The sequence below is a fragment of the Arcobacter arenosus genome (assembly GCF_005771535.1).
Classification (GTDB): domain Bacteria; phylum Campylobacterota; class Campylobacteria; order Campylobacterales; family Arcobacteraceae; genus Halarcobacter; species Halarcobacter arenosus.
This window is the reverse complement of record NZ_VANU01000003.1, coordinates 56,404-68,935: the sequence shown is the minus strand read 5'-3', so window position 1 is coordinate 68,935 and position 12,532 is coordinate 56,404. Positions and strand designations below refer to the sequence as shown.

The 12,532-nt window shown below is 30.7% G+C and carries 13 protein-coding genes; 8 read left to right on the top strand and 5 right to left on the bottom strand.

Translation table 11 applies throughout. From position 1 onward, the window contains the following. Window positions 1-30 precede the first annotated feature (30 nt). From FDK22_RS07515 to pqqE, 6 genes are all read left to right on the top strand, one after another. Window positions 31-1,809 carry a methanol/ethanol family PQQ-dependent dehydrogenase gene (locus tag FDK22_RS07515; RefSeq protein WP_171012945.1) on the top strand — a complete coding sequence of 593 codons (1,779 nt, stop codon included), beginning with the start codon at window positions 31-33 and terminating at the stop codon, window positions 1,807-1,809. 31 nt (window positions 1,810-1,840) lie between these two features. Further along, window positions 1,841-1,915, top strand: coding sequence for a pyrroloquinoline quinone precursor peptide PqqA (pqqA, locus tag FDK22_RS15960; protein ID WP_138152607.1), 75 nt, complete (start codon window positions 1,841-1,843; stop codon window positions 1,913-1,915). A 95-nt stretch (window positions 1,916-2,010) separates the two neighbouring features. Further along, complete coding sequence (gene pqqB / locus FDK22_RS07505) at window positions 2,011-2,928, top strand: pyrroloquinoline quinone biosynthesis protein PqqB (protein ID WP_138152307.1); 918 nt, start codon at window positions 2,011-2,013, stop codon at window positions 2,926-2,928. An 80-nt stretch (window positions 2,929-3,008) separates the two neighbouring features. After that, on the top strand, window positions 3,009-3,767 hold the full coding sequence (pqqC, locus tag FDK22_RS07500; protein ID WP_138152306.1) for a pyrroloquinoline-quinone synthase PqqC: 759 nt from the start codon (window positions 3,009-3,011) through the stop codon (window positions 3,765-3,767). Continuing rightward, entirely contained in the window at window positions 3,736-4,005 is a 270-nt protein-coding gene (pqqD, locus tag FDK22_RS07495; protein ID WP_138152305.1) for a pyrroloquinoline quinone biosynthesis peptide chaperone PqqD, read from the top strand. Before pqqC ends, pqqD begins: the two co-directional genes overlap by 32 nt. After that, window positions 3,995-5,125, top strand: coding sequence for a pyrroloquinoline quinone biosynthesis protein PqqE (gene pqqE / locus FDK22_RS07490; protein WP_138152304.1), 1,131 nt, complete (start codon window positions 3,995-3,997; stop codon window positions 5,123-5,125). The genes pqqD and pqqE overlap by 11 nt, the downstream gene beginning before the upstream one ends. Before the next feature lie 9 nt (window positions 5,126-5,134). On the opposite strand, the gene FDK22_RS07485 is transcribed toward pqqE, so the two are convergent. Together FDK22_RS07485 and FDK22_RS07480 are read right to left on the bottom strand one after the other, a co-directional pair. After that, window positions 5,135-5,797 carry a response regulator transcription factor gene (locus FDK22_RS07485; protein WP_138152303.1) on the bottom strand — a complete coding sequence of 221 codons (663 nt, stop codon included), beginning with the start codon at window positions 5,795-5,797 and terminating at the stop codon, window positions 5,135-5,137. After that, entirely contained in the window at window positions 5,794-7,686 is a 1,893-nt protein-coding gene (locus FDK22_RS07480) for an FIST N-terminal domain-containing protein (protein WP_138152302.1), read from the bottom strand. The genes FDK22_RS07485 and FDK22_RS07480 overlap by 4 nt, the downstream gene beginning before the upstream one ends. 212 nt (window positions 7,687-7,898) lie before the next feature. On the opposite strand from FDK22_RS07480, the gene FDK22_RS07475 reads away from it, so the two are divergent. Both FDK22_RS07475 and FDK22_RS07470 read left to right on the top strand, forming a co-directional pair. Beyond that, entirely contained in the window at window positions 7,899-9,392 is a 1,494-nt protein-coding gene (locus FDK22_RS07475) for an aldehyde dehydrogenase family protein (protein WP_138152301.1), read from the top strand. A gap of 171 nt (window positions 9,393-9,563) precedes the next feature. Then, window positions 9,564-9,941, top strand: a complete 378-nt coding sequence (locus tag FDK22_RS07470) for a DUF779 domain-containing protein (protein ID WP_138152300.1) — start codon at window positions 9,564-9,566, stop codon at window positions 9,939-9,941. A 6-nt stretch (window positions 9,942-9,947) separates the two neighbouring features. On the opposite strand, the gene FDK22_RS07465 is transcribed toward FDK22_RS07470, so the two are convergent. The 3 genes from FDK22_RS07465 to FDK22_RS07455 all read right to left on the bottom strand — a co-directional run bounded on the left by FDK22_RS07465 (window position 9,948) and on the right by FDK22_RS07455 (window position 12,511). Then, window positions 9,948-10,958 (bottom strand): SAM-dependent methyltransferase, encoded by a 1,011-nt coding sequence (locus tag FDK22_RS07465; protein WP_138152299.1) that lies wholly within the window; start codon window positions 10,956-10,958, stop codon window positions 9,948-9,950. 51 nt (window positions 10,959-11,009) lie between these two features. Beyond that, window positions 11,010-11,606, bottom strand: a complete 597-nt coding sequence (locus FDK22_RS07460; protein ID WP_138152298.1) for a peroxiredoxin — start codon at window positions 11,604-11,606, stop codon at window positions 11,010-11,012. A gap of 167 nt (window positions 11,607-11,773) precedes the next feature. Next, window positions 11,774-12,511, bottom strand: coding sequence for an OmpA family protein (locus FDK22_RS07455; protein WP_138152297.1), 738 nt, complete (start codon window positions 12,509-12,511; stop codon window positions 11,774-11,776). Window positions 12,512-12,532 lie beyond the last annotated feature (21 nt).

Here is a 12,532-nt window from a genome sequence, read left to right as displayed (position 1 = left end):
TTCAGTCTGACAATTATAAAAGGAGATAGCATGAAAAAGAGTTTTTTACTAACTAGTGCAGTAGCTGTTACACTTTCTGCATTAATTAGTGGATGTGCAACTAGTAACACTACGATGAATGACAAATCTATGGTTACAAAACCATCATATGCACCTGTATCATATGATGAAATTTTAAATGATGATAAAACAACTGGGGATGTTTTAACATATGGACATGGACAAAATGGTCAAAGATTTTCACCTCTGACTCAGGTGAATAAAGAGACTGTTAAAAATTTAGTTTCTGTATGGAATTTCTCATTTGGTGGAGAAAAACAAAGAGGACAAGAATCTCAACCACTAGTAAAAGATGGTGTTATGTATGTAACTGCTTCTTATTCTAGAATGTATGCAATTGATTTAGCTACAGGTGAAGAGTTATGGCAATATGATGCAAGACTTCCAAGTGGAATTTTACCTTGTTGTGATGTTATCAATAGAGGTGCTGCAATTTATGGTGATTTAGTAATTTTTGGAACATTAGATGCTAAATTAGTTGCATTAAATAGAAAAACTGGAAAAACAGTATGGAAGAAAAAAGTAGCAGAATATAAAGATGGTTACTCAATTACTGCTGCTCCATTAGTTGTTAAAGATATGATTATCACTGGTGTAGCTGGTGGTGAATTTGGTATTGTTGGAAAAGTTGAAGCGTATGATGCTAAAACTGGTAAACTTATTTGGACTAGACCAACTGTTGAAGGTCACATGGGTTACTTAAATGGAAAAGAAAATGGAATTACTGGTGGTGAAGCTGGTAAAACATGGCCTGGAGATTTATGGGAAACTGGTGGAGCTGCAACTTGGCTTGGTGGAACATATGATTCTGAGACTGATTTATTATTCTTCGGAACAGGAAACCCTGCACCATGGAATTCACACAATAGACCAGGGGATAACTTATACTCTTCTTCAAGATTAGCAATTAATCCTGATACAGGAAAAATTGTTTGGCATTATCAAACAACTCCACATGATGGATGGGATTTCGATGGTGTTAATGAGTTAGTTTCATTTAATAAAGATGGTAAAAAATATGCTGCAACTGCAGATAGAAATGGTTTCTTCTATGTATTAGACAGAACTAATGGTAAGTTTATTACTGCAAATCCATTTGTTTCAAATATTACTTGGGCAACTGGAATTGATAAAAACGGTAGACCAATGTTAACTCCTGATGGAAGACCTGGAAATCCTGGTGATGCTTCAAAAGGTAAGGCAGTATTCTCTGTTCCTTCATTCTTAGGTGGTAAAAACTGGATGCCAATGGCTTATTCTAAGAAAACTGAATTATTCTATGTTCCTTCAAATGAGTGGGGAATGGATATTTGGAATCAACCAATTTCGTATAAAAAAGGTGCTGCTTACTTAGGTGCTGGATTTACAATTAAACCAATTTTCGAAGATCACATTGGTTCACTTAAAGCAATTGAGCCTTTAACTGGAAAAATCAAATGGGAATATAAAAACCCTGCACCACTATGGGGTGGAGTTTTAACTACTGCTGGTGGACTTGTATTTACAGGAACTCCTGAAGGTAAATTCTTAGCATTTGATGATGAAACTGGTGAAATTTTATTTAAATACAATGCTGGTTCAGGAATTGTTTCTTCTCCAATTACTTGGGAGCAAAATGGTGAGCAATACATAGCAATCGTTTCAGGTTGGGGTGGAGCTGTTCCTTTATGGGGTGGTGAAGTTGCAAAACTTATTAAGAACATCAACCAAGGTGGAACTGTTCACGTATTTAAACTATTTAAAAAATAGTATTTGAAAATCAAAAAAGGAGGTAACTAAAATGAAATGGGAAACACCTACATTCGTAGATAACAGATTTGGTTTTGAAGTTACTATGTATATTTGTACAAAGTAATTCTTTAAACTAGACTAGAGCTTAGGCTCTAGTCTTTTTTTCAAAGAAAAAAATGTGGGAATTTTTTTCTTTGAGGAAAAATGAAAGGATATGTTGTGAGGATTCAAGTTCTAGGTTCAGGAGCAGGTGGTGGTTTACCACAATTTAATTGTAACTGTGACAATTGTAGAGGTTACAGAGATGGTAAAAAAAGTATAAAAAGAAGAACTCAAAGTTCAATTACTATTAGTGAAGATGGTGAAAACTGGGTTTTACTTAATACTAGCCCAGATATATTAGAGCAAATTCATAATTCACCTTTTTTACATCCAACAAAAAAAAGAGAAACAAAAATTAAAGCAATCATTTTTAATGATGCACAAATTGATCATACAACTGGATTACTTATGTTAAGGGAAGGTTGTCCTCACCAAATCTATTGCACAAAAGAGGTAAATGAAGAATTAAATTCATCATTTCCAACTATGAAAATGTTAAAACATTGGGATGGTGGTGGAACAGTTTGGCATGAAATATTGCCAGATTCAACTACAAAATTTGAAATTCCTGTAATGCCTTCTTATGAATTTTATGCCCATGCACTTATTTCAAATGCACCTCCATACTCATTATATAGAGATAAGCCTAGACGTGGTGATAATATTGGAATTACAGTTGTAAATAAAAATACTGGAAAAAGATTATTTTACCTTCCAGGTCTTGGTGTAATGGAAGATCATGTTTTTGATGAAATGAGAAATGCAGACGTTCTTCTAATAGAAGGTACACTTTGGACAAATGATGAGATGATAAAAGGTGAGTTTTCTACAAAATTAGGAACTGATATGGGACACATCCCTTTAAGTGGAGATGAGGGTTTGATTAAAGTTTTAGATACCTTAGAGAAACCTAGAAAAATATTAATTCATATTAATAATACAAATCCAATATTAGATGAAGAAAGTTCTGAATATAAAGAGCTTATTTCCCATGGGATTGAAGTATCTTATGATGGAATGAGAATAGATATATAAAGGCTTTATTCTTAAAGCCCAAAAGCTTAATCTTTTAAAATTTGCATTTTAAAAGGGATTAATAAAAAAGGAGAAGAAGAATGACAAAAAAAATGAGTGAATTATTAAGTAAAGAAGAGTTTGAAGCAAAACTAAGAGGTATGGGTGATATGTATCATATTCACCATCCTTTTCATATTAGAATGTATAAAGGCGAGTGTACAAAAGAGGAAATTCAAGGTTGGGTAGCAAATAGGTTTTATTATCAAACAGCAATACCAATTAAAGATGCAGCGATTATGTCAAATAATCCACCACTAGAAGATAGAAGAAAATGGATTGATAGAATTACTGACCATGATAGTGTTGGTGGAGGAATTGAAGCTTGGCTTGAATTAGGTGAAGCAGTGGGATTAAATAAAGAGGATTTAATTTCACATAAATATGTTTTACCTGCAGTTAAATTTGCAGTAGATGCTTATATTAACTTTGCAAAACAAAGACCTTGGAAAGAAGCTGCAATGTCATCTTTAACTGAGATGTTTGCACCTCAAATTCATCAACAAAGATTAAATACATGGCCAGATAATTATCCATGGATTGAAGCAAAAGGTTTAAGATATTTTCAAAAAAGATTAAGTGAAGCAAGAAGAGATGTTCAACATGGACTTTCAATCACTTTAGAAGAGTTTAATACAGTTGAACTTCAAAATAAAGCTTTTGAAATTTTACAGTTTAAACTTGATATACTTTGGACTATGTGTGATGCTTTATATTTGGCATACGAATTAAAAAGACCACCATATTTCAATATTGAAGGTTATGAAAATGAACAAAGAAAAATTAATTGTAGTGAATGAACATTTTCAGTTACAATTTGAGCAGGCACAAGATTGTTTTGTTTTATTATACCCTGAAGGTATGGTTCAACTAAACCAAAGTGCTGGTGAAATTATGAATCAATGTGATGGAACTAAAAATTTTAATGAAATAGTTTCAACATTAGAAGAGAAGTTTAATATGCCAAATCTATCAAATGATATTGAGGCATTTTTTGATGAAGCCTTTGATAGAAAGTGGGTAAGTTATGTCAACTAATGAAAAGTCAGCAATTAAACCACCTTTGTGGGTACTTTTAGAGTTAACTCACAAATGCCCTTTAGAGTGTACTTATTGTTATAACCAACTTGATTTTGCAAATACAAAAGATGGTATGAGTAAAGAAGATTGGTTTAAAGTTTTAGATGAAACAAGAGCTTTAGGTGCAGTTCAATTAGGAATTTCAGGTGGTGAACCTTTATTAAATAAAGATATTGTTGAGATAGTAAGATATGCAAATGATTTAAAATTTTATACAAACTTAATCACTTCTGGTGTTGGTGGCGAAAAGGGAGTTTTAAAGAAGTTAAAAGAAGCTGGACTTAAAACTGTTCAATTAGGTATTCAATCCCATGATGAAAATACTATGACTCTAATTACTAATAATAAATCAGCTATGAAAGATAAAATTGCCTTTGCTAAAGAGGTAAAAGAGCTTGGTATGCAACTTATTGTGAATACTTGTATCACAAGACAAAATATTGAGCAAGTTGGTGAGATAATTGAGTTTTGTGATGAGCTTGGGGCAAACTATTTAGAGATTGCAAATATTCAATATTATGGTTGGGCATTAGAAAATGTTGATGCCCTTTTACCAAGTAAAGAACAGCTTGATAAGGCTATGGAAGTAACCAACTTTTATAGGGAAAAAAGAAAAGACATGAAGGTATTTTTTGTAGTACCAGATTATTATGAAAATAGACCAAAGGCATGTATGAATGGTTGGGGAACAACTTTTTTAACAATTAATCCAGATGGATTAGCCCTACCATGTAATACTGCTAACACTTTACCAATTGAATTTCCAAATGTAAAGGAATCTTCTGTAAAAGAGATTTGGTATGAATCAAAAGCTTTTAATTTTTTTAGAGGTGATGAGTGGATGAATCCAACATGTAGATCTTGCCCTGAAAAAGAGAAAGATTTTGGTGGATGTAGATGTCAAGCATATGCTTTAACTAAAGATATGCATGAAGCTGATCCTGTTTGTGATAAGTCAGCATATCATGGAGTTGTTAAAAAAATAGTTGAAAATGCAAATAAAAGTGATAAATTACCAATTTATAGAAATAAACAAAACTCTTTAAAATTTATTGAAAATAAAACCTGTTGTTCTTAAGTATTTCACTTAAGAACTAGGTCTTTCAACCATATATCCAATACCCCTAACATTTACAATAAAATCCTCTTTTAAAACTTTTTTAACTCTATTTACTTCGGCTCTAATTGTTGCATTATCAATAAAGTCATCATTCCAAACATAATCCCTAAACATATCATAGTTACAAACTAAACTTCTATTATTTGTAAGTAGTTCAATAATTTGAAGTTGTCTTTTTGGTAAAATATGAGGTTCATTGTTAAAATATAAAGTCATACTTTCACTATCAAAACTATACGATTTTGATAATCTTTTATGGCTCATTGGTGCAGTTCGTGTTTTTAGGATTTTTTCTATTCTAAGATTTAACTCTTTTAAATGAAAAGGTTTTTTTAAATAATCATGGCATCCAATATCAAAAGCTCTTGAGATATCTTCAATGTCTATAAGTGCAGAGATAAAAATAGTTGGTACCATTCTTTTCTTTTTGTGTAAATCTTCTAAAATAGTAAGACCATCAATACTTGGAACATTAATATCAAAAACTAGAAGGTCAAATTTCTCTTCATCTAATTTTTTTAGACACTCATCTCCATCTTTTACAGATTGAACAGAATGACCTATTGTTCCTAAATATTGAGTTATTGCCTCATTTAACATAATATCATCTTCTAATAATAAAATTTTCATCTTTCCCCTTTAAATAGATAAACAAATGATGTGAAATATTCATTAGATTCTAAATATATTTCAACACCTTCTTCATCACATATTCTTTTTACTAAATTTAATCCTAATCCAAATCCATCTTTTGATTTTTCTTCCCGATAATATTCTTTAAATATTTTATCTGGATCTTGGATTTTTTTTGAATGGCTTGAAACCATAAGTTTTAAATAATCTTCTTCTTTCTTTAATGTTACAAAAATATCTTCGTTTTCATAGGTATATTTTATTGCATTTGTAAGATTGTTATCAATTATTCTTTGTAGTTTTGATTCATTGAAAAAAAGTATCATTTTTTCTTTTGGTGCTTTAAAAACAAATTTTGATTTAACCTTTGTTGCAACTTGATTAAAAAATTCAACTCTACTTCTAACAAAATCTTTAAAATCGATTTTATGTTCAGGATAATCTATTTGGTCTTTTTTTACTAAATAGCTTAAATCATCATATATAGAAAAAAGATTTTTCATGGCAACTTCAATATTTGACAAATATTTATTTTTGCCATTTTCCATTTCGTATAATTCAATATTTGCCATTATTATAGAAAGTGGAGTATTTGTTTCATGAACTGCATGTTTTAAAAATTGTTTTTGTGAAGTTAGCAGATTTTGTGCATATACTTCTGATTCCTTTAAACTTTTTGATTGCTCTTGATAATCATCGGTACTTTTTTGTACCAAGTGAGTTAAAGATTTTAAAGTCCTAGCAAAGGCAGCATCTTTTTTTGAACTTGTTTGTTTTTCTGGATAAATCTCTAATGCATTAACCTTTTCATCATATTCACTTAATGCTACTACTGTTAATGTTTGATTTAGTAATTCATTATGTCCATCTCTATGGAAAAATTCAGAATAAGTAAAAAATCCAGAAGTTGGAGCAATTACTGCAAAGGGTTGAGTTTCAAGTTTTATTAATTCCCTTAGATATCTTCTTCTTGCCATACAAGAATATAAGAAAAAAGTTTCTATTGGATGATCAAAACTTGTATCTAAAGCACTTAGTGGATTATTCATAATAGATTCAGCATCACCAAACCCAAGTCTAACTATATCCCCTTTTCTTAAATTTCCCCCACAACTTAAACTTCCGTCTTTGTGTTGTTCTAAAACTGCTCTTGCTGTTGGTATTCCATTTCTTTCAACTATTAAAGGAAATTCTGTTTGGGCAACACTCTCTCCTAAATATTTTTTGTAAAACTCTGAAGGACTCATTCCTGAGATTTTATATATTCTATTTCCTTCAACTTCATCTATTGTATGTTCTAAACCAATAGGAACCCAGTCAAATTTTCTTGCGTTTGTAACTTTTAATACATCTGAGTTAAGAGAAACTGCTATATGACCTTTTGGATATATTTGATCACCTAAAGAGATAAATGTTTGTTTAAATACTCCATTGTCTCCTGCCATTCCCCCACATACCATTATAGAATTATCATATTTTTCTATACCTTTTAAATACTCTTCGGCATTTGTTCCTGTTCCATCAGTAAAAGTAATTATTAATTTTGTATTGTCAGTTACTATATTTTTTGCAATTTCATATCCTATATTAAAGGCATCATCACCTTTTAAATAGTGTGCCTTTAAAAAGGTATTATCAAAAACTGAAATTGATATAATAGTTTTAAGTGTAGAGATTTTTGATTCACATATCTCTCCATCTGTTGTTGTTCCTAAACAAACTGCTTGAGGAATATTTGTCATTAATGTTTTAGTAATTAATTCTAATGCACTTAAATCATGTCCACAAAATATCTGAATTAGAATATTTTTTTCATCTTTATATATATTATAATCAATTAAATCACTTAGATTGTTATTGAAAAATGTGTAGTTATATGTTTTCATAAAAAAAGTGTAGCATAATTTTTTATTTTTTTGTCAAAAAATTAATTGCTGGAACCCCTATTTTATGGTAATGTTACCATTTATTTATAATTGCTACGTTAATGCTACGCAACTGCTAAACTGACGCTATAATTATCATGTAAGATTTCAATATTCAAAAAATAGATGCCTTGAGTATTTGTTTTTACATAATAAATAAAAGGAAAAAAGATATGTATAGTAAACCAGAATATAAAGCTCAATATGAGAATTTTATCGGTGGAGAGTGGGTTGCTCCAAAAAGTGGTGAGTATTTTGATAATATTTCTCCAGTTGATGGTGAAGTACTTACAAAAATTCCAAGATCAAACGAAGAAGATGTTGAATTAGCAATTCAAGCTGCAAAAACTGCATTCGAATCATTCAAACATACTTCAGTTGTAGAAAGATCTACAATGTTATTTAAAGTTGCTGATGCTATTGAAGCTAAATTAGAAACTTTAGCTATTGCTGAAACTCTAGATAATGGTAAAACTATTAGAGAAACTTTAGCTGCTGACGTTCCTTTAGTTGTTGATCACTTTAGATATTTTGCATCAGTAATTAGAGCTGAGTCTGGTACTGTTTCAGATTTAGATGAAAATACAATTTCTCAAGAAATTTATGAGCCATATGGTGTTGTTGCTCAAATTATTCCATGGAACTTCCCATTATTAATGGCAGCTTGGAAATTAGCTCCTGCATTAGCAGCAGGTAACTGTGTTGTTATGAAACCAGCATCAGCTACTCCAATGTCAATTTTATTAATGATGGAAGCAATTCAAGAAGTATTACCAGCTGGTACAGTAAATATTATTAATGGTTCTGGTGGAAAAATTGGTAAATTCTTATCAACTCACCCAGATGTTAAAAAAGTAGGATTTACTGGTGAAACTACTACTGGTCAATTAATTATGCAATATGCAACTGAGAATATTATCCCTTCTACATTAGAGCTTGGTGGTAAATCTCCAAATATCTTCATGCCATCAATTATGGATGCAGATGATGAGTTCTTTGATAAAGCAATCGAAGGTTTAGTATTATTCGCATTTAACTCTGGTGAAGTTTGTACTTGTCCTTCAAGAGCATTAATCCACGAAGATATCTATGAGCCATTTATTGCAAGAGTACTTGAAAGAGTTAAAGCAATTAAACTTGGTGATCCTTTAGATCCTGCAAATATGATGGGTGCTCAATGTTCTTCTAACCAAAAAGAAAAAATTATGGAATATATTAAAATTGGTAAAGAAGAAGGAGCTGAGTGTTTAATCGGTGGTGATGCTTATGAGTCTGAAAAATATCCAAATGGATTTTATATTCAACCAACATTATTCAAAGGTCACAACAAAATGAGAATCTTCCAAGAAGAGATTTTTGGACCTGTATTAGCAGTGACTACATTTAAAACTGCAGAAGAAGCATTAGAAATTGCAAATGACACAATCTATGGATTAGGTTCAGGTGTATGGTCAAGAGATGCTCATGAGTTACATTATTTCTCAAGAGGAATCGAAGCTGGTAGAGTTTGGGTTAACTGTTACCACATGTATCCATCACATGCATCATTCGGTGGATATAAAAAATCTGGTATTGGTAGAGAAACTCACATGATGATGTTAAACTCTTACAGACATACTAAAAATATTTTAACTTCTTATAGCAAAAATGCTTTAGGATTCTTTTAATAGATTTTAAACTTTATTTTCGGGCCAGGGAGGCCCCTCCATTTTTACTTTCCTCAGCCTCCCTGGCCTTAATTTTATAACCTCAAGTCTCTTTAAATAAAATTAACTAAAATTGTATTTAAAGGGATTTTCTACAAATTCCCGCAATTAAAAAATTACAAAGGATTAGTTATGGATATTAGAAGAGTAATAGCAACTCCTGAAGCACAAAAAGTTATCGAAATGTTAATTGAAAAAAATGGGGAATTAGTATTTAATCAAAGCGGTGGTTGTTGTGATGGAACAGCTCCAATGTGTTATGAAAAAGCTGACTTTTATGTTCCAAGTAGAAATGTAAAACTTGGTGAAATTTGTGGGGTAGAGTTTTTTATTGACCATGAACAGTTTGAATATTTTAGACATTCTCAAATAATTGTTGATGTGAAAGAGGAAAAAGGTGCCTTTGGAAACTCTTTTTCATTAGAGATTGATGAGGGGTATCAGTTTCTAACACGGTCAAGAATTTTTACTGATGAAGAGTATGAAGAGTTAAAGAAAATAGAAGGTTAAAACTTTCTATTTTCTTATTATTAAAGCTTTGAATCTGTCACCCATACCAGTTGGTTCGAGTAAAGTTTTTACTTTAGCAGACTCTCTTAAGTAAGTATTTTCATCACTGTTTATTTTTAATATTTCTAATAAATCTATAATACCAAAATCTACAAGTGCAGTCATTTGGGTTTTGTATTCTACTAGTTCAACATTCAATTCTTTAAAAATATCTTCTAAGTATTTGAAGTTTACATCGTAAGTAATATCTGAATTTGCATACAATGAACTTAATTCTAGATTTTTTTCAAATATTGGAAATACTTCATGTTTTGCATAGATTCTAGTTGAGAAATCATTTCTAGGATAATTATCTCCATAATCAAAAGTTACAAATTCAAATTTTTTTATATTAGTACATATTGTATTAGCAAACTCTTTGTATCCAATCCCAATTTCACCTTTTGTAATTTTATATTTTTTGCAATGTTCAATTATATTTTTATCTTCACATTTTTTAAAATCTATTTTATGATCTTGCACATATGCTAATTGAAGTTGATCATTTTTTGTGAAAACAAGTTCACAAGGAAAGGCATCAAATATCTCATTTGCTACTAAAAAAGCGTGGGGTAGTTTAACCTTACTAATATCATCATAATGAACTAACTTTATAGCTTCACCAAAGGATTGTTGTAAGTATTCTTTTTGTTTTTGTTTTAAAGAATCGAATCTTTCAATTATAGCAAAGGTTAGAGTACTTAAAAGTTCAGGTTTTAAAGTATAAATAAATTGAATTATATCGGCCAATAAATAACCATGATGTGCACCAATCTCTAAGATTGTTGTATTGTTTGGAAGCTCATCAGAATTAATCTTGTCAACTATTCTTTTTGCAATACTACCACCAAAAAAAGAAGAACTTGATACTGAGGTGTAGAAGTCTCCTTGTTTTCCTATTTGTTTGTAGTTTGCGTAATAACCATCTTTGCCATATAGCCAAGAGTTAAAGTATTCACTAAATTTTTGATTTTTCATAAATTTAGTTTAGCAAAAAGTGCCCCAAAAGGCACTTTTGTTTAAAAAATATTATAGTTTATTTTCATTTTTACCTAAATACTCAGCAACACCTTCCGTAGATGCTTTCATACCTTCATCACCTTTACTCCATCCAGCAGGACAAACTTCACCATGTTCATTAGTAAATAACATAGTATCAACCATTCTAATCATTTCATCGATGTTTCTACCTAATGGTAAATCATTTATAACTGCGTGTCTTACTGTCCCATCTTTGTCAATTAAGAATGAACCTCTTAATGCAACAGATTCCCCAAATAATACATCATAATCTCTTGAAATTTGTTTTGTGATATCTGCTACCATTGGGAATTTTACTCTACCAATACCACCATTTTCAATAGCTGTTTCTCTCCATGCAAAGTGAGAAAATTCCGAATCAATTGAACACCCAATAACTTGAATTCCCCTTTCTTCAAAATCAGTTACTCTTTTTGAGAATGCAATAATTTCTGATGGACAAACAAAAGTAAAATCTAAAGGCCAGAAAAATAAAACTGCACCTTTCTCACCAATATTATTATATAAATTAAAATCCTCTTTGATTTGACCATCTGCCATTACAGCTGTTGCTGTAAAATCTGGAGCTTTCTTTGTTACTAACATTTTATTTCCTTTAATAATTTTTTTCTTTTAAGATGTGTAATTGTACACATATAAATTTAAACTATTCTTAATAAATTTTAGTAAAGGATAATTTTTTTCCTTTGTGAAGAAAGATTCTTTGAAAGTATTGTAAAAGGGAAAAAATCCCTTTTACTTTTTATTTACGATTATTCCACACAAGCATCAATAATAGATTGTTGGTTTGCATAGAGGTAAATCTCTACTCTTCTATTTAGACCCATATTTTGAGCTGTATTATTTGGAGCAATTGGTTTATTGTAAGAACAACCTTTTGAAAATATTTGATTTTGTATACCACTATTATAGATTGTATTTCCAACATTTGCTGCTCTTTGATTTGACAGTTTCTGATTATATTCATATGAACCTCTATTATCTGTAAAACCTACAACTTGAACAATTGTATTTGGGTATTTTCTTAATACATCAGAAATTTTAGAGATTTTTCTCGCTGCTGTTGCCGTTGGTATAGCAGAGTTTGTTTCAAACACCATACTATCTCTTAGCATAATTTTTACATATTTATCGGTATTTGAAACAATTAAATCTGAATTTGGGTCTAATGCGGCATTTGGATTATTATTTACATTAGTATTTAATTCCTGTGCAACTTCTTTTGCTTGTTGGTCCATAGAGTAACCAATACCACCACCCACAGCAGCACCAATTGCACCACCTATTACAGCTCTTTTTGTACCACCTCCAGATGTAGAAGCACCAATAACAGCTCCTAAAATACCACCAATTAGTGCTCCTGATTGGGTCTTATTCATTGACGTACTATTTGATGATGTGTTTGTACCTTGTGTTGCAGCACATCCTGATAAAATTGCTACTACAACTGAGATTGAACTGATTTGTTTAAAAAGTGATAACTTTTTCATGGTATGTATCCTTTTTTTTGT